Here is an 18,414-nt window from a genome sequence, read left to right as displayed (position 1 = left end):
ATCCTCCTTCACGGAATCAAGATTCTTTTATTATACCATTTTTTAGCTTTTCTACTTCTTTTCATTTGCTCTTATTTACAGCTTCAAAAAACCTATTTTTTACACAGCAAGCATTTGCTCTGCGCTTCCATTAATCTGAAAATTATTTCTTTATTTTTTTCAAACAGATACCTAGACAATAGGTCTCTGTTCCACTATGATAGTGCTATTGTTTTTTTAGACGGACAGAAAGGAAGTGTTAAAATGACGATGAAATTCTCCCGTAATACGATTCTATTTGTATTTATGATTGGTACATTTGCGATTGGAATGACAGAGTATGCCGTTACTGGTTTATTAACACAGTTTGCGGCAGATTTAGATGTGCCTGTTTCAACCACTGGGTTACTGCTCAGCGTTTACGCGATCAGTGTTGCTGTCTGCGGCCCGCTGCTTCGGATATTAACGGTTAAATTTTCACCGAAGCCGCTGCTTATCGCACTTATATCCATCTTTATTATAAGTAATATCATTGCGGCTACCGCTCCAACCTTTGAGGTACTGCTTCTTTCCAGACTTTTCTCTGCAATCATGCATGCCCCATTCTTTGGACTATGTATGAGCATGGCAGTTGAAATTTCCCAGCCTCATAAACGTACCAGCTCCATTGCTACTGTGCAGGGCGGACTGACGATTGCCATTATGCTTGGCGTTCCTTTCGGTTCCTATATCGGCGGCGTGCTTGATTGGAGACTCGTTTTCTGGTTTATTGCAGCAATGGGCGTTATTAATTTAATTGGCCTTATGATTGTTACACCAAATATAAAACAAAATGAAACTCCTAAGTTGAAAAATGAGATGGCAGTATTGAAGAATAAAAATGTCTGGATGCTGATTGCCGTTATTGTCTTTGGCTTTTCCGGGGTATTTACCGCTTATACGTTTACAGAGCCTATGCTTCGAGATATTGCAGGCTTTGATGTAACCAGTATTACAATTGCTTTATTCTTATTTGGATTAGGCGCAGTTATTGGTAATTTTGTTTCTGGAAGTATTCAGCCTGAAGTACTGACGGAACGGTTAATTGTAGCGATGACTATTTTAGGCACTGTGCTGATTGCCATTACGTTCTTATTTATGAACCCAATCTTGACGTATGTTGCCTGCTTCTTATTCGGTGCCGGAACCTTTGGAACCACACCAATATTAAATGCAAAGATCATCTTGGCAGCAACAGAAGCGCCAGCCTTATCGGGAACGATAGCTGCATCTGTATTTAATTTAGCAAATTCGATTGGGGCAACATTAGGCAGTCTCTTATTAACGAATCAATTTTCCTATAGAGAAATCACCTTTGTCGCCGGTGGAATGATTTTCTTTGGCGTTGTTCTGATGTTTGTTACGCATAAAATTGAGGATAAGTCTTTGTTTAGAGTTTCTGGAGAGGCTTATGAATAGCATATGGGAATATAGGAAGAGGAGGGCCAAATATATTTAGCCCTCCTCTTCTCGCTCTTGTTAAAATTGTATTTCACCCCTCATTTTCATAAGCCTTATACCAATGATACGGCTGTAGCTCTTTTAACGCTTTAAATTCAATTTCATTATTCGAATTTGTTATTGCTGCTTTTACGCCTTCTCCCCAGTAAAAAAGACGCTCTTGACAAACACCGCATGGCGTTAAGATAACGAATGATGCATTTTCATCCTCTCTGGCAATACAAATTGAGTGCGTTATTTTGGTATTTAGTTTATGTGCTTCTAAAATCGCTCCTGTTTCCATACATAATTCTGTAGAAGCATTAATCACCTCCGGGGCAACGCTTGTCAATATATGGCCAGATTCGGTATACATCGCCGCTGCACCGCCCCAGCCAGAAGGATATCTCTTTTTTACTAAGTCTGCTGCTACTTTATAAAGTTGTTGTTCTATATTCATATTCATTTCTCCAATTTTTTGTTTTGTTATTGTTAGTATAACAGCAATTAACTTCTGTTTGTTTCTATACATTTAAAACAAATACGTATTTACAAATCCTTACTATGCCCAGCATAGCTCTTCCAAACAGTGTATCCCAATTTATTATAAAAAGCTGTCAGCCCTGTCCAATCAATGACAATGCGGGAGACGCCCCGTTCTCTTAAAAAACCGATTCCTGCTTCCACAACAGCTAATCCATATCCTTTCCCGCGTTCGTTCGCATCCACTCCTAAAGGTCCAACCCCGCCTAATTCCTCCTGAAACAAAGGAGCCCAGTATACATTTTGAGCGATGAAAGGTGATTTTTCATCATTCATTCGACAAAACCCAATGATTTGCTGTCCTTTTTTTAAAATCGCAAATTCTCTTCCTGTACCGCCCTTTTGAAAATAATGAATCGCTTCATATTCCCATCTTCCCGGGAAACACCGATGTAAAAAATCAAGAAATAAGTCCTTATCTTCCAGCTTTAACACCTGGCATTCTATCCCTGTTATTTTGGGGACTGCCGCTACATCGTCGTTATGATATTTTCGTATCATGTCATGCTCTATCCCGCTGTTTTGATATCCTTTCTGTTCAAACCAGGATTTTGCTTCTGCCAATTCCATGGGGATACCGGGAAAATAATGCCATGGGTCACGTCCCAGCAGAATTTGTTTTACACCGGCAGCCTTTAAATGCGTTTCAGCATTTGCTAACAATAAAGAGCCAATTCCTTGATCTCTCCGGTTCTCCGCCACAAGAAGTACTTGGATCCACCCGATTTCCTTGCTCATACCCGCTTCCTTTTTTTCCTGATATCTCTTTGCAACAACAAATCCTACCACATGATTTTCCTCATCGATAGCAATTGCGGAGGCTTTTTCGCATATATTCTCATCCTCAAAGCTATTTTGTTTAAACAGCTCCTTCCGCATTGGAAAATGTTTTCCTATTTCCTGATTCCATAATTGAACCAGTGCATCTATTCTTCTGTCATTCCAGGATTCCAGCTTCATGCTTCACATCTCCTTTCTTTTTTGAGGATGTGTATAGTAAGCTTTTATTCTTGTTCTGATGCCGCAATAAGAAGCCTTGCAACACTTTTTATCTTCTTTATTTTTTTATCTTTTCATTCCCTTTTTTAAAGAAATCCACCGCGTCTCTTGTCTCATCCAGATGCTTTACGGTAACAGGATATTGTAAGGCAGCTACACTCATAAACAAAATATCCATGACCTGCAGCTGTACGATTCGGGATGATGTGGCGCCGCTCCGAAAAATAGGTTCTCTTGTCGTAGATGTATACAGTTTTATATCTGCATGCTCGGTAACCGGCCATTTTCCGTATTTAGTCAGACTGATTGTTTTCACACCTCTTTTTTTGGCAAGATGAAGCATATTTGCAATTTCAACGGTTTCTCCTGAAAAAGAAATGCCAAAAACAACATCGTTTTCGCTCATATTGGCAATGACTGTTGCCGCAATATGCATGTCTTCAAAGGCATAGGCGTTTTTATTAATCCGGATAAATTTTTGAACTGCATCCTGTGCAATCATTCCCGATGCACCGACTCCGATAAATAGGATTTTTGAGGCGTCATTCATCCATTGGACTCCTGTCTGCAGTTGATCAATATCAATTAATTGTGCTGTTTCTCTTATCGTTTGAATACTGTTATTTGTCATTTTATCAATAATCGATAAGGACGTTTCATCCGGATCAATATCGCGGAATCCGTACTCTTCTTTTCTTTGCAAATCACCCGCAATACGGATTTTCAAATCGTGAAAACCCTTCAAATTCAAAGACTTGCATAATCGGATAACTGCTGCGCCGCTTGTTTCACTGCGTTTCCCGAGCTCCTTGGCAGTTAATGAAATGACTTTTTCCGGGTTTTTTAAAATATAATCAGCAATCTTCTTTTCAGATGGCGGGAGACTCAAAAGCATTTCATTGATTCTCGTTATTCCACCGTTTATAAAAGGCAATAGGATCAACTCATTTCTTTTTCTCTCTTCACAGAAGAACCTGTTTTTGATTAAATCCAATAACTCCTCGGTTCAGTAATTGTAGAGGGATGCATAACTGCCGTAATGATTCTAACGATATAAAAGATATTTTTTTCGCGTTTTTTTAAATTTCCCCAGCTCCTGTTGGCCTTCCTCTATATACTTTTCTGCTTCTCCAGCTAAGATGTATTTCCTTAAACGCTTGGTTCCTGCCAGTAAATCAAAAAAATACTTCCCATTTTCATTTTCGATAAATTGAAATTGATTCGGATAGAGTGCTGCGATGGTTTCCACTAAAGTGACCCCTGCTCGTAAGGCATGAAGTGTATGGCGGTTTTCGATATGAAGCTGTACACCGCCACAGATTTCACCTTCATGTTTTTGATAAGTCGGAACAAAAGATACAGGGCGGGCGAGCACGCCAGGAATTTTTTTATCATTATATACTTTCGCCAGCTTCTGCCCTTCTATAAAAGGAGCGCCAATCCACTCAAACGGTTTCGCTGTCCCTCTTCCCTCGGATACATTGGTTCCTTCCAAAAGACAGGTGCCAGGATATAAAATAGCCGTATCAACCACAGGCACATTCGGCGATGGCGGAATCCAGAATAAATTCGTATCATCAAAATACATACGGCGTTTCCAGCCCTCCATCGGCACAATAGAAAGGTCGCATGCGTAAGCAAATTCCTTTTTAAATAACCATGCCAATTCCCCTATAGTCATGCCGTGCCGATTCGGGATTGGCAGCAAACCGACAAAGGAACGCACATCCGGTTCGACCAGATTCCCCTCCATGTTAAGACCGGACACCGGGTTGGGCCGGTCAAGGACAATCAGCTTCTTTCCATATTCCATACACGCCTCCATCACATAAGCCATGGTATAAATGTACGTATAGTATCTTGAACCGATATCCTGTAAATCAAAGACCAGCACATCCACATCTGCAAGCATCTCTTGACTTGGCTTTCTTGTCTCTCCGTACAAACTGTATACCGGCAGCCCTGTTTTAGCATCTATGGAAGAGGATACCTCCTGCCCTTCTTTCGCATCTCCGCGGATGCCGTGTTCCGGAGCATATAAGGCCGTCAGATGAATTGCCGGATGCTCCGTAAACAAATCGATGGATGGCTGCAGTTTTTCGTTTACTCCTGTCATATTCGTAACCAGGCCAATCCGCTGCCCTTCCACTCGTTTATATCCTTTCTCTAAAAATATATCCAAACCTAACCGTACCAATCGTTCCACCTCCGTACATCATTTATGCAAGGCTTTCCTCCATTTTGGTAAAGGTTAAATGCGTTCCCCACATCAAAATATATGCGATCACACTTCCGCCAAAGAAAAAGAGGACAGCGGGAATGGTAATAAACAAAAGGTAGATAAGCGCCATGACGATGCCCAGAAGAAAGATGGTTAATAAAGGATGACCGATTCCAATAAGCAGTGCCCATTTGATATAGTCCACTGCCCGTAATTGAAAATGGGCATAAATAGGGAAAAGATAGAGCACAATCACAGTGAATAACAAAAACAATCCGACAACAGCAAAGCTTGCCATCGTATAGGCGATATGCTCCTGTGTCCGTAAAATTCGAAATTCCATTATCATGAGATATCCTGTTCCAGCCAGTAGATATCCTAAAACATTGATTTTCAGAAATTCTTTTTTATAGTTTTTCCAAAAAACCTGGAAGACAGGAATATCCTTCTCTCCATGGACCCACTTCCGCGCCACTGCAAACATCGCTGCCGTAGCCGGGAAAAATCCAACTACACCAAGTCCGACCAGCGAGAAAGCAATCCATAGTAAATTGAGATAAGCAAATCTCGTAATCCATACAGCAAAACGATAATATCCATCTATAAATCCGTTCATCGCCATCCCTCCCGTCTATTTCATTCTTTAATCGATCCGATTAATACACCCTGTACAAAAAATCGCTGGACAAATGGATAAACTAATAATAATGGCAGTGACGATACAATAATCACTGCATATTTGATCAGACCGGCTGTTTTTACCTGATCCACCAGCGATTCGGCTGACCCGCCTGGATCATTCAATTGCATCTGGTTCACCACGAGAATCTCTCTTAAAATCAATTGCAATGGGTACTTATCACGATCGGATAAATAAATCAAAGCGTTAAAATACTGGTTCCATAAATTCACTGCATGAAACAGTGCCATCACCGCAATAATCGGCAAAGACAACGGCAATACAACCCGTATAAATATATAGAAATCAGAAGCTCCGTCAATTTTAGATGCTTCTACTAATTGATCCGGAATACTTTGCTGGAAAAAGGCTCTTGCAACCAGAATGGACCAGGCTCCTACCACGTTCGGAATAATAATTGCCCACATTGTATCGAGCATTCCCAGGGATTGGACAACAAGGTACGTAGGTATTAAACCTCCGTTAAACAGCATGGTAAATAAAATAAACCAGAGGATAAATTTTTTAGCCATTAATTCTTTACGTGACAAGGCGTATGCACAAGGCAATAAAACAAATAAGTGAATGGCCGTTCCTACAAATGTGTAAATAATGGTGTTTTTATAGCCGAGCCAAATAGCATCATTGGCAAATACACGCTCATATCCTTTAAACGTAATATCGACCGGCCAGAGCCACATCCTGCCTGAGCTGACTGCTTGCGGATCACTGATAGAGGCACTTAGAACAAAGATCAATGGATAGACAATCAATACTAAAATAATGAGAAGAAATATGGTATTGATCCAGTCAAATCCTCTATCTGAGAGCGTAAACCTCTTCATCTTCTAAACCTCCTTACCATAGACTGTTGCCGCTTACCTTTCTGGCTGTATAATTAAACACGACCAACAATGCAATATTGATTGCTGAATCGAACAGCCCGATTGCCGCCGCAAAGCTGTATTGCCCTTCCAGCAGACCTGTTTGATACACAAATGTCTGGATTACATCCGATGTTTTGGCATTTAAATTATTTTGCATCAGCAGCACTTTTTCAAAGCCGACGGTCATAAAGCTGCCGATATTTAAAATAAATAACACAACGATTGTCGGCAAAATACTTGGGATATTAATATGGAAAATACGCTGCAGCCGGGATGCACCATCCACCTTTGCCGCTTCATGTAATTCCGGATTAACACCGGATAATGCCGCCAGATAAATAATCGATCCCCATCCGAGCGTTTGCCAGACACCAGACCATGTAAAAATGTGCCGGAACCAGCCTGGGCTTGTCAGAAAATCAATCGGACTTCCGCCAAAAACAACAATCAGACGATTGACTAAGCCTGTTGTCGGGTCTAAGAAGATAACAATCATCCCTACCACAACAACGACAGAAATAAAATGCGGCGCATAGGTTAATGTCTGAGCCCACTTTTTAAACATTCTATTTCTCACTTCATGCAGAGAGAGTGCGAGAATAATAGGCAATGGAAATAAGATTAATTGATACGCACTTAAAACCAGTGTATTTTTAAGCAGCCTCCAAAAATAATACGAATTAAAAAAACGCTCAAAGTGATCAAATCCTATCCAAGGGCTCCCCCAGATTCCAAGGTTGGCAAAAAAGTTCTTGAAGGCAATCTGGACACCGTACATCGGGATATAATGCAATATGATAAAATACGCAACCGCCGGAAGCAAAAAGACATATATTTGCCAATTACGGGCAAAATTCTTTTTCACTTGATAAAATTTACTTTGGGCTGGGACAGAAACGTCATTTTTAACTCCCTTCATTCTTTACCCCCCTATTTATCGGTGTCTGGATTCCCCTCCAGACACCGATAAATTCAACTTCTGTTCAGGATGACAAGCCGTTAATTTTCTTGATAGCGTTCATAGGCTGCCTGCTGGATTTCCATATATTCGTCATAGCCCATCTCTTGAATCGTTTCCACATAGGCATCCCATTCAGAGAAATCATTTTCTCCCGTAATAAAACCAGCCTGCATTTCTTCTACATATTTTTGTAAATCTGTTTCCAATACAGCGATACGGTCATTTTCTTCAGCTGTATACGTAAATGCCGGCCAAATTTCATCAATCAAATACGGCTCCAGCTGTTCCGCAGCTTCTACATCTGCCGGCGCATTCTCTGAACCGGTAAAGTATTCATCTGTAACGATAACCGGGTGATTGCCGCCGGGATTGATAATATACTTGGCAAGTGCCTGTGTCAGCGTTAAGCCGTCTGGATTATCCGTGATTTCTTCTGTCAGCTTCGGACCTTCCTCTGTTTCTTCATAGGTTTCTCCTTCGATGCCCATAAAGAACATTTTCTGTCCTTCTTCACTCCAGAAATAATCAATCCATCTTAATGCCGCTTCAGGGTTTTCATTTTCACTGGTAATCAGAAAGTTCCCTAACGAAAGAACCGGTGAGGTGATCCCCGTATACATTTTTGTTCCATCCGGACCTTCTAAAGCATTGCCCGGGATAAACTGCTCGCCTACTTCTTTTCCGTATAATTCCATTGGGTTATAGAATTGCACAGCGCCATAAAGATCATCTGCCGCACTTGCTAAATGCTGATCGACTTCCAAGGAATAAATATTTTGCTCAATCAGCCCTTCCTCGTAAAGCTTATTTAAATATTCCAACATTTCCTTGTATTGATCCGCAATCGGATAAAAACGGATATCCTCTGAATCTGGGTCACTGTCGATCAAGGTATGAAGCTGCCCGCGGTTTTGAACCCCAAATGCTCCTGAAATCCAATGAATGATACGGGACATTTCCGCTACACTGCTTAATGGAATTTCATCATTTTTTCCGTTCCCATTTAAATCTGTTTCTTTCACCGCTTTCAAATATTCATAGAATTCTTCGGTTGTTTCTGGATTATCCATCTCTAATTGCTCCAGCCAATCTCCATTTATCCACCCTTTTGCTCCAATCAATAAGGACGAAAAATCAGGGGAATAGACGGTCGGGATGGAATAGATATTTCCGTCCGGGAACGTAATCCCTTTCCGAATATCCGGGTTTTCATCAAGGACCTTTTTGATATTTGGCGCATATTCCTCAATCAAATCATTTAAAGGGATAAATGTGCCCTGACTTCCATATTTTTGAACATCGGAAACAGGCAGGTTAGCAGAGTAAAATACATCCGGCAAATCGCCGCTGGCCAGAGCCAGATTTCTTCTTTCCTCCAATCCATCTGCCGGCACCATATTCCATGTGATATCCATATTTGTGATTTCTTCATATTCATTCAAAAGCAGCACATCATTCCAATCATCCGCCGTCGTTGCTGCTTTCCCGGCAAAAACCTCTAATTCAATCGTATCCTCTACAATTGGCATGCCTTCTGTATTTAAGTTATTTAACGCCTCTTCACTGCCGCCGACATCAGCCTTATCGTCGTTATTACACGCCGATAAAGCAATCAGCAGCACAGCTGCCAGCATCATGAATTTCTTTTTCATTTTCACAGGAAGTACCTCCAAGCTTTTTTTTATTTTAATATAAGGCGGAAAAAAGGAAGGGGCTTCTCCCTTTTTTCCACTTGGCAAATATAAACTTCCCTATTTGCATAAGTGCAAAAGCTCTTCGATGGGACGAGTAATCGCAGTCCCAACTAAGGCATTCATCCGAATGCCAAGTTTTCTAATGAGGCTATTACTTACTGTCCTTCTTCATAGCGTTTCAGTGCTTCGTTTTGAATTTCCATATACTCATCCAGACCCATTTCTTCCAATGTCTTCACATAATTATCCCACTCATCAAAGGACGTTTCTCCCGTAACAAATTGTGCTTCCATCTCTCCAACATACTTCTGAATATCCGCCCCTAAAGAATCCAGCGCCGCCTGTTCCTCTTCTTCATAGAAGAAAAACGGCCAAGGCTCTTCAATCAGATAGGGGGCCATGTTTTCTGCGTTTTCGAGATCTTCCGGCTGAAATTCAGGTGCTGTCGAATATTCCGGATTTTCAATTACTGGATGTCCTCCGCCCGGGTTAATGATATACTGCGCCAATGCTTCTTGAACCGTTAACCCATTTGGGTTATTTGTAATTTCTTCCGTTAATTCCGGCCCATCCGACGTTTCTTCATAAGTTTCTCCCTCTAATCCCATAAAGAACATCTTCGCCCCTTCGTCACTCCAGAAATAGTCAATCCAGCGAATCGTTGCTTCCGGGTTTTCATTGACATTGGTAATGGAAAAATGCCCCAGACTATTTACTGGTGAAATGACAGAGGTAAACAGCTTATCTCCATTCGGACCTTCCAGTGCATTACCTGGAATATAACGTCCCCCGACTTCTTCTCCAAAATAATCCTTAGGATTAAAGAAGTTCATGGCTGCATATTTTCCTTCTGCTCCATTCGCCAGAAAATGATCGACTTCAATCGAGTAGATATTTTGTTCAATCAAGCCTTCTGTATATAGTTTGTTCATATATTCAAGCAATTGTTTATACTCATCCGCTGTACGGTAAAAACGCAGTTCTCCCGTTTCCGGATCTTCATCAATGGAAGGATGCAAAATTCCTTTATTCGATACTCCGAATGCACCGGTCAACCAATGGAATAAACGATCCATCGACACACTGCTAAATGGAATCACTTCATTTCCATCAACGGATAATTCTTTGGCTGCTTTTAAATATTCATAAAATTCGTCCGTCGTTTCCGGATTATCCATTCCGGTCTCATCCAGGATTTCTTGGTTTATCCATGGCTTATCATCCATCAAGGATGTCGGCGATTCTGGATCTCTTAACCGGGGAATGGCGTAGATATTTCCATCTGGAAATGCGATTCCTTGTTTGATTTCAGGATATTTCTCCAGGTATGCCTTGATATTGGGAGCATATTCATCAATCAAATCATTAAGCGGAATGAAAATGCCCTGCTCGCCGTATTTATATAAATCAGAATTAGGCATATAAGAACCATAGAAAAGATCCGGCAAATCGCCGCTTGCTAACGCTAAATTTCTTTTTTCTTCTAACCCGTCAACCGGAACCTGATTCCAGTTCATATCGATATTCGTCATTTTTTCATATTCGTTTAAAACAGGAACATCATTCCAATCATCTGCCGCTGAAGCAGCTTTACCTGCAAATACATCAATCGTGATTTCCTCCTCCACGATTGGCATCCCTTCTTGATTCAGATTTTCGAGTGCATCCTCACTTCCCCCGACAGCTTCTTTTTCATCCTTACTGCACGCAACCAGCACGGAAAAAAAGGAGATGCATAATAGAAATAAGATTTTCTTATTCTTTTTCACTCAAAAACCTCCCCCTATTTTATTTTTCTATATAAGTTGAAATAAAAATTTTACCTTCTAGCAACCGCTCCGGAAATACACTACGCTAGTTATAGTGCTTAATTTTATTAGGTGGAAAGATTAGTTTAAATATTTCAACTTATATAGATTTTAATTAAATAAAATGCAAGATATTGCATTTCTTCTATTCAGATACTGTGAGCAGCAGCTTTTGTCCCCCCTATTATTTAGCTCACCTTCCCCTCCCCCTTTCGTATTTTTCTCTCTCAGCTAATTAACAGCTTTAATGATCATGCTGCTATCAAATATTGACCGGGAGTGTGCCTCTCGCTTTTTCCCTGCCAAAAATTACTCCAGCGGCTGCCTGTAATGCAGGATAACCAGGTTCATAGGTATTGATAAAGGCTCGCAGTTTGTTTAGATAATGAAAATCATATGGATTCCGCATGCCAACGCCAATAATATTGCTATTATCTTTTACTAATTGATTAACAAACGCAATAACAGGGCTCTTTTCCGTCACAGTCATTGTTCCTAAAATGAGATAATCAACTTTTTTAGCAGCGTGAACAAGCTTTTCCAGCTCATGCTCCAGTTTATTTTCGTCATACACCTCCACAGCTGCGTGCGGAATATACTCCTTTACTGCTGAGCCAAGTGACTTCTGCTGCGATGTTTTATCTTCCACCTGCGTCATGAAGCTGTGGGATGGTTCTAATACAAGGATTTGCAGCTGTTTATCTACTTTTAACGGCAGCAGCTGATGATTATGCACCATTGTGACGCTTTCTCTATACACTTTCCGGGCGAGCTGATGATGCTCCTTTGAACCGACGATTTGTAAAGCTTTTTCTTTATCCGGTACTAAGGTATCCTTCCAGGAGGTATACTTTTCTTTTAACAGCTGGATGCGCTGAAATGATGCTTCGATACGGGATGCATGTAATTCCCCGTTTTCTACAGCATCGGTAATTGCCTGTATCGTTCCTTTTTGAACAGGATGCGTATGGGAAACCATGACAAAATCCGTACCCGCCTGCAGTGCTTTCACTGCACCTTTCTCTGTTCCAACGGAGTTTGATATCGCTTTCATCTCCATGCAATCCGTTGTAATCGCTCCTTGAAATCCAAGCTTCTTTCGTAACAGTTTCACATACACCTGCTTCGATAAGGTTGCAGGCGTATTTGCTTTCGGCTCAATTGCCGGAAAATACACATGAGCAGCCATGACAGTGTCTGCTCCAGCTTGAATACATGCTTGAAATGGAACTAATTCCACGTTTTCCAGCCGTTCCATCTCATGCGATATCACCGGTAAGTCTAAATGAGAATCTACACTGGTGTCCCCATGACCGGGAAAATGCTTTAACGATGTCATCACACCTGCAGCCTGCAGTCCTTTCATCATTGCTTTTCCAAATGCTGCAACCTTTTGGGGGTTTTCACTAAAAGAGCGCACACCGATAACTGGATTCTCAGGATTATTATTCACGTCTAAGACCGGCGCCAGATTCCAATTGATTCCCAGTGCTTTTAATTCTCTTCCCGTTGCTAAACCGATCTTATATGCATGCTGCGGTTCATCTGTTGCACCAAGCGCCATCGCTCCTGGAAAGGTTGTCATCCCTTGATGCATTCTGCTGACGACCCCGTTTTCCTGATCCAGACAAATAAATAGGGGCTTTTCATATCCGGCGGCTTTTGCTTCCTTTTGTAAAATGGAAGTCAATTGAAGAACCTCTTCCGGCTCACCGATATTCCGGCTAAACAAAATGATGGAGCCAACATGATAATCATGAATCAATTCTTTTATTTCGGGCGTGATTGCTTTTCCGTTAAACCCGACAACGAGCAGCTGCCCAATTTTTCTTGCTAACTTCTTATTACTCACAAAATATCCTCCTTTATTTAATCGCATAGAAATCAGGATAGATTTCCTGCTGTGACAATACGATGGTATAAATTTCTGCCTAATGAACCTTCCTGCATCGGATACGGACCTTCAAAATAAAGCCGATCTTCCTCCAGCTCCTCTATTTTATTGATTTCTCCTCCAATGTATTGATTGAGGCGGTACATTACCGTATCGATTCGTGTAAGCACGCCGCCATACCGAATCTCAATAATTTCCCAGCCAAAGGGCTTATGGAGAGAAAACCATAGGGCGCGATGTGTTTTTCGCAATGTATCCACACGCTCTTTGATCTCTTCTAAGATAGGGAGCATATCTTGAAGCATTCCCCGATTTTGGTTATCATATATTACTTTTAAGTTTCTGCCTATTTCCGCTTTGATACTGAGCACATGGGATAATTGCCGGTAAAAATGGAACAACAGGCTCCAATCCTTATTTCTTTTTGCTGCACGCTCTAATTTAACCGTTAAAAGCTTATAGTGTTTGTTTAAAGGCAGATTTTTGATATTCTCATCATACAAACCAATTAAAATATCCTGCCATAATAACAGCTTGGAGGGATTGGAGGTTTGTAAATTATGCTTACTGACCCCAGGCGTTTCATCCAATTGATTGAACAGCATAAAATCATCAAAATAAGCACCCGTACAAAAACGAAACCGTTTCTGCAAATGGACATCGGAAAAGGATTCCTGATAAGCATGTTCGGCAAATAACTGCAGGACCGGCAAAGCCGTCATCATTGGTGTCTCCGCTCCATTGTCCCCCCACATCGTGACGAATACTTCCTTGATATTCTCTTTTTTACAAGCACGTAAAGCCGCTTCCGTGGTGGCAAAAGCTTTTCCATAATTCGGGGAGATTCCATTCCACGTCCACACTCCGCCCGCGAATACGGGATTATACTTTAATGCTTTGTGCTTCTGAATAAATGTACGATAAAATGCTTCATCATCATGGTAATAATCCCAGTAAACAAGCTGCGTATCTGGAATCGATGCAATGACCGATTCAGGAATATCCGCTTCCAGATCATAATATCCTCCATGCTTGGACCCAAGGCGGAAATACATATCACTCCAAATCATCGGCTTCAGCTTTTTTCTCTCTGTAATAGCTGTTACCTCTTGCAAATGTTTATTCATAATATCGAATCTTTTTTCATAGCCATGTTTATCCAAATATTTCCCTAATCCCAGCTGATGTGCTTCATCCATTCCAATGTGAATCCGTTTGGATTGGAAGGGACGGCTTGCAGCTTCAATAAGATGTTCTAAAAATGTATACGTCTCCTTTGAACCGGCCAATAAAATGTCAGCTGTATCGCGGAGAGGGATGGCATAGTTCCATTTTAAAGCCTCGGTTAAATGAGCTAATGTTTGAATACAAGGAATCATTTCAATCCCTAAATCCGCTGCATACTGATCACATTCCCTGAGTTCCCCTTCTGTATATCTTCCACGCATATAGCCAAAATAGGGATATTCCTTCACTTCATATGTATCTTCTGTATAAATCATCAGCGTATTTAACCCCATCATGGCCATTTTTCGCAATAAATCCTTTATTCCGTCTACTGTCATAACTGCATTTCGTGAGGAATCCAGCATCGCACCCTTCATCGTAAATTGAGGGTACTCCACAAGGGTAAAATCTTTTTCCGTATAAAAATGCTCCAGCCATAATCCAATTCCTCTAAAAAAATGAATCTTTTCCTGAAATAAGATTTCACCTTCCTTATTTTCATTTTTTACAGAAAGGGCCCCTTCTCTTTGACTCACATGAATGGGATGCCCATCCTTGGATAATTCAATACCCAAATCCCTTAAAAGCTGCTTCAGTCCTTTTTTCACCTGTGATACATCACCTGTTAAATGAAGTTTCATATCCGCTCCGACCTCGCTTTTCTTTCATATAGTATTTATCCGTTTTGAACGTTATCGTACGTATCTGAATATTCCAAGCTGTACTTTTGGTTTGTATTAGAATATGCTTCTAAAAATTGAAATAGAATATCAGATTTTCATTCGAAATATTGTTATTCTGTTTTATCTGGGCCAAAATTCTAGAAAACGCTCCTTGTCATTTTTCCTCGTCTTTTAGATTTAGCTTGGGTTTCAACACTTTTTCGCAGTTTGATGATAGGAATCATTAGCAAGTGCTTATTGTACAATCTTTCCGGTATTTAGAAGACATACGAAAAACTCCCTTCATAGCAGGAGAGAAATCTCCAGCTGCTATAAAGGGAGCGTATCAAATGATTTTTTTATATCAAAGAGAATATTGGCCTTGTTACCAGTCAAAGAAAAATTTTAACATTAAAACAATAACTGCATATCCTACAGCCCCTGTTAAAAACCATTTAAAGTGGGCCTCTCTTTCTTCCGGCATCTCATATTTGATAACGTTGAGAATCATCGCACCGGAAATAAAAGAGAAAATAACAGCGAGGACAAGCGTATTAAAGGTTATAAAAGAACCAACCAGCCAGCCGATAACGATTCCTGCTGCCAGCACGTACCTGCCATATTTATTATACATTTCTGAATTTTCTCTCCACATATCATGAGCTACTGCAAAAAAGTGCAGGCCGATAGCTGAAGAATAAAAAGCGACTTGTATCCCTTGTACCTGTGATTGAATAACAACAAATGAAATTAACATATTATAAATGCTAAAAAAGATAATTTGCACCCAAAAAACGCGGTTTTCAATGGCCTTTGCCTGAGCAGTGTCTGACTCCTTCTCTGATCTGTTCAAAGACCGATTTACTATATTTTGAATACCGAAAAAAAGCAGCATACCAATTAATCCAACAAAATATAATTCCGATTCCATTGCCAAATCATCTGTATCCTGCAAGCTTGCCTGTTCTTCATGAAAAGCAGGTAATACATAGACAAAGATATACGCAGCTGCAATCCCTCCGGAAAAAGACAGCCAACGATCTCTTTTAATACGATCAGAGGGCAGTATCTGATTAGTTAATAAATGAATGGTTATCAATATAACCCCAACCACGAACGCTCCAATTGTCAATATTTACACTCCTACGTTCAAAAAATCTTTCCTTCATTCAATAACCTATACCCCTAATCATCTCGTTAAAAACCAACTTTATCACTCAACCAACACCTTATTCTACTCTTTTTATCATCCCATTGAACGCAACCTTAGAACGGGAATAATGGATAACTGGATTTCCACCTAAAAGTTCTTTCGATAAAAAGGAAACCATCGTCTGCTTTTCTATAGTGACTTCTGCATTTTGGACTTGCCACTGCTTATGCTGAATATCCCCGCGATATAAAGAATCCTTTTTATATGACCAGAAGATGTACCGCTCCAACAGCCAATAATCAAGGCTTTCTTTTTCCGGATAAAAAGCTGCTTCCACCGGCGTATAGCTTGCTTGAAATTTAGCCGCCACCTCTCCTCTACGTGAGCTCTCCAGATAATAGGCATCAGCTGATGTCTCCATTTTCATATCTGCATGAAGAAAAGGAGCATGTACTATTTTTGCTCCTAAAACGACAACGAATTTATTCGTATCCATCGTAAAGAAATAAACGCCTCTTTCTCCATTTCTTTTTACATACGTTCTTACATTCAGCTGCAGCATTGGGCGCAGAAAAGGGGTTCCAGGCAGATAGCGAAAACGGTTCTTGCTTACTTTGAAAGCAACAATACTAATCCACGCCTGTCCATCATAAGTATCCAGTTCTACTCCTTTGGGTAACTGGGCTGCTAAAGCATCCCGTGATACTGGCAGATGGATAAATAACAGATGCTCCCATTTTTGGAGAAGAACCCATGAAGAAGGATGATGCATGCCTGCTTTTTGGATTGTTTTTTTAATGATCATATGGATTTTTTCCTGTTCATGTTTTTTGGGTATGTTTATACATCCATTAGTCTAAACAGCTTTATACTCCGTTATTCGCTCTGCTTCAAAAAAAGCACATCAATCAGGAAGCACATCTATCCACTTACTTAGCAACAAACTTTCCTCTTCGTTTTAATAATATATACTCCAATGTTCCTGTCCCGACAAATATCCCGCACAGGATGAAAACAAATCCAATGATATGAAATAATGTCAGGCTTTCATTTAAGAACAGTACAGAACCAACTATTGCAAAAAGAGTATTCAGATTCATAAACAGCGTTGTTTCCGCAGGACCTACCTGCTTAATCGCCAAATTATAAATAATATGACCAAAGGCCGTACACAACAGGGAACTAAAGAGAAAAACCAGCCCCAGCTTCCATGAGAACAGCTGGGTTAAATCGGAAACTTGATTATCAAAAAGCTGACTCGTCAGAAAGATAAAACCCGATCCGATGAAAAGCATAAAACCTGTACTCAATATCGAATCGAAATCATCATGGTATTTTCCTATTAAAATAAAGCTGAAGGCCTGCACTAAAACAGCAAAAAAGACAATCACATCACCTATTGCTATACTGTGAAAACCTCCACCTGAACTCGTCGTCAGAAAAATACCAGCAAACCCTAAAACAAATCCAAATAAACGCAATTTCGGAACACGCTGTTTTAATAATAAAATCGCTAATAAAACAGTCAATAATGGTCCCGTCCCTAAAATCAAGCTGCTGTTTACACCAGAGGTATATTTTAACCCGACACTCAGCAGCGTATGATGGAGGACAACATTAAATATCCCGACATAAAGGATAACCTTCCATTCTTTTTTATTCGGCCATCGAAAATGACCCATAAATAAACAAATTAAAAGCACCGCAGCCCCCGCAACAAAAATACGGAGCGCTGTTACTAAAATCGGATCAATATCAGTAACCAAAACCTTAATAGCGGAAAGGTTGAATCCCCAAAACAGCATTACAATAAATAAGAGGATATGTATTTTTTTCAATTCAACACCTGATTTCTATTTAATATACAGAAAATTTTAAAATAAATATGTCTTCTATTAAACTATCATATTGGGTGGGGAATTTCAAAAGGGGGTTTTTTTGGTTTTTCTGCTTTCAGTATAATTTTCCCTTTAACAGACTAATTTATAGTTCATTAACATCCAATCAAATTTCATCCTGACTGTTTTAATAAATTTACGTTTTTGATAGTTTAAAGGAGAAACATACAACGAAAAGACTGATATAATTCATAATACACTTTGACAACCATTTATAAATCCATACTTAAATTATATGATAAAATCAGATTGCAATCTATTTCTGAAAGTCATTATCGTATATAGCAAGGTGCTTGAGAAAATATGCCATTATTTAGACATAAAATTTCA

15 protein-coding genes are annotated in these 18,414 nt (G+C 40.1%); 1 reads left to right on the top strand and 14 read right to left on the bottom strand.

Annotation, left to right across the window (positions count from 1 at the left end; translation table 11 throughout):
- Window positions 1-243 precede the first annotated feature (243 nt).
- The gene (locus tag ACFO3P_RS06085) at window positions 244-1,437 is read left to right on the top strand and encodes an MFS transporter (protein ID WP_193063041.1); all 1,194 of its coding nucleotides are present in this window, start codon (window positions 244-246) and stop codon (window positions 1,435-1,437) included.
- 73 nt (window positions 1,438-1,510) lie between these two features.
- Here the strand turns inward: ACFO3P_RS06085 and ACFO3P_RS06080 are convergent, their stop codons facing one another.
- The 14 genes from ACFO3P_RS06080 to ACFO3P_RS06015 form a co-directional block, all read right to left on the bottom strand.
- Window positions 1,511-1,918 carry a cytidine deaminase gene (locus ACFO3P_RS06080; protein WP_193063039.1) on the bottom strand — a complete coding sequence of 136 codons (408 nt, stop codon included), beginning with the start codon at window positions 1,916-1,918 and terminating at the stop codon, window positions 1,511-1,513.
- Window positions 1,919-2,007: 89 nt separating this feature from the next.
- Entirely contained in the window at window positions 2,008-2,961 is a 954-nt protein-coding gene (locus tag ACFO3P_RS06075) for a GNAT family N-acetyltransferase (RefSeq protein ID WP_193063037.1), read from the bottom strand.
- A gap of 97 nt (window positions 2,962-3,058) precedes the next feature.
- Window positions 3,059-3,934, bottom strand: a complete 876-nt coding sequence (locus ACFO3P_RS06070) for a MurR/RpiR family transcriptional regulator (RefSeq protein WP_084613031.1) — start codon at window positions 3,932-3,934, stop codon at window positions 3,059-3,061.
- 111 nt (window positions 3,935-4,045) lie between these two features.
- On the bottom strand, window positions 4,046-5,197 hold the full coding sequence (locus ACFO3P_RS06065; protein WP_226894778.1) for an exo-beta-N-acetylmuramidase NamZ family protein: 1,152 nt from the start codon (window positions 5,195-5,197) through the stop codon (window positions 4,046-4,048).
- Window positions 5,198-5,219: 22 nt separating this feature from the next.
- Window positions 5,220-5,837 (bottom strand): YesL family protein, encoded by a 618-nt coding sequence (locus ACFO3P_RS06060; protein ID WP_193063035.1) that lies wholly within the window; start codon window positions 5,835-5,837, stop codon window positions 5,220-5,222.
- A gap of 20 nt (window positions 5,838-5,857) precedes the next feature.
- Window positions 5,858-6,745, bottom strand: a complete 888-nt coding sequence (locus ACFO3P_RS06055) for a carbohydrate ABC transporter permease (RefSeq protein WP_042532559.1) — start codon at window positions 6,743-6,745, stop codon at window positions 5,858-5,860.
- Window positions 6,746-6,758: 13 nt separating this feature from the next.
- Window positions 6,759-7,706, bottom strand: a complete 948-nt coding sequence (locus ACFO3P_RS06050; protein WP_042532558.1) for an ABC transporter permease — start codon at window positions 7,704-7,706, stop codon at window positions 6,759-6,761.
- Between the two features lie 80 nt (window positions 7,707-7,786).
- Window positions 7,787-9,400, bottom strand: coding sequence for an extracellular solute-binding protein (locus tag ACFO3P_RS06045; RefSeq protein ID WP_193063194.1), 1,614 nt, complete (start codon window positions 9,398-9,400; stop codon window positions 7,787-7,789).
- A 197-nt stretch (window positions 9,401-9,597) separates the two neighbouring features.
- Complete coding sequence (locus ACFO3P_RS06040; protein ID WP_193063033.1) at window positions 9,598-11,211, bottom strand: extracellular solute-binding protein; 1,614 nt, start codon at window positions 11,209-11,211, stop codon at window positions 9,598-9,600.
- Between the two features lie 301 nt (window positions 11,212-11,512).
- On the bottom strand, window positions 11,513-13,102 hold the full coding sequence (nagZ, locus tag ACFO3P_RS06035; protein WP_289585289.1) for a beta-N-acetylhexosaminidase: 1,590 nt from the start codon (window positions 13,100-13,102) through the stop codon (window positions 11,513-11,515).
- Window positions 13,103-13,134: 32 nt separating this feature from the next.
- A complete protein-coding gene (locus ACFO3P_RS06030; RefSeq protein WP_193063029.1) occupies window positions 13,135-15,012 on the bottom strand; it encodes a beta-N-acetylhexosaminidase in 1,878 nt (625 codons plus the stop codon).
- 406 nt (window positions 15,013-15,418) lie between these two features.
- Window positions 15,419-16,165 carry a hypothetical protein gene (locus ACFO3P_RS06025; protein WP_042532548.1) on the bottom strand — a complete coding sequence of 249 codons (747 nt, stop codon included), beginning with the start codon at window positions 16,163-16,165 and terminating at the stop codon, window positions 15,419-15,421.
- A gap of 97 nt (window positions 16,166-16,262) precedes the next feature.
- Window positions 16,263-16,991, bottom strand: coding sequence for a YqjF family protein (locus tag ACFO3P_RS06020; protein WP_052484990.1), 729 nt, complete (start codon window positions 16,989-16,991; stop codon window positions 16,263-16,265).
- Between the two features lie 124 nt (window positions 16,992-17,115).
- The gene (locus ACFO3P_RS06015; RefSeq protein ID WP_042532546.1) at window positions 17,116-18,024 is read right to left on the bottom strand and encodes a DMT family transporter; all 909 of its coding nucleotides are present in this window, start codon (window positions 18,022-18,024) and stop codon (window positions 17,116-17,118) included.
- Window positions 18,025-18,414: the final 390 nt, after the last annotated feature.

This window comes from Oceanobacillus aidingensis (genome assembly GCF_042654105.1).
Lineage (GTDB): Bacteria > Bacillota > Bacilli > Bacillales > Amphibacillaceae > Oceanobacillus > Oceanobacillus oncorhynchi.
The sequence above is the reverse complement of the archived record's forward strand: the minus strand, read 5'-3'. Positions and strand labels throughout refer to the sequence as shown.

What these genes read in the sequence shown, in the direction of transcription:
- ACFO3P_RS06085 (WP_193063041.1), top strand. Translation starts at nt 244, where the DNA reads ATGACGATGAAATTCTCCCGTAATACGATTCTATTTGTATTTATGATT.
- ACFO3P_RS06080 (WP_193063039.1), bottom strand. Translation starts at nt 1,918, where the DNA reads ATGAATATAGAACAACAACTTTATAAAGTAGCAGCAGACTTAGTAAAA.
- ACFO3P_RS06075 (WP_193063037.1), bottom strand. Translation starts at nt 2,961, where the DNA reads ATGAAGCTGGAATCCTGGAATGACAGAAGAATAGATGCACTGGTTCAA.
- ACFO3P_RS06060 (WP_193063035.1), bottom strand. Translation starts at nt 5,837, where the DNA reads ATGAACGGATTTATAGATGGATATTATCGTTTTGCTGTATGGATTACG.
- ACFO3P_RS06055 (WP_042532559.1), bottom strand. Translation starts at nt 6,745, where the DNA reads ATGAAGAGGTTTACGCTCTCAGATAGAGGATTTGACTGGATCAATACC.
- ACFO3P_RS06050 (WP_042532558.1), bottom strand. Translation starts at nt 7,706, where the DNA reads ATGAAGGGAGTTAAAAATGACGTTTCTGTCCCAGCCCAAAGTAAATTT.
- ACFO3P_RS06045 (WP_193063194.1), bottom strand. Translation starts at nt 9,400, where the DNA reads ATGAAAAAGAAATTCATGATGCTGGCAGCTGTGCTGCTGATTGCTTTA.
- ACFO3P_RS06030 (WP_193063029.1), bottom strand. Translation starts at nt 15,012, where the DNA reads ATGAAACTTCATTTAACAGGTGATGTATCACAGGTGAAAAAAGGACTG.
- ACFO3P_RS06020 (WP_052484990.1), bottom strand. Translation starts at nt 16,991, where the DNA reads ATGATCATTAAAAAAACAATCCAAAAAGCAGGCATGCATCATCCTTCT.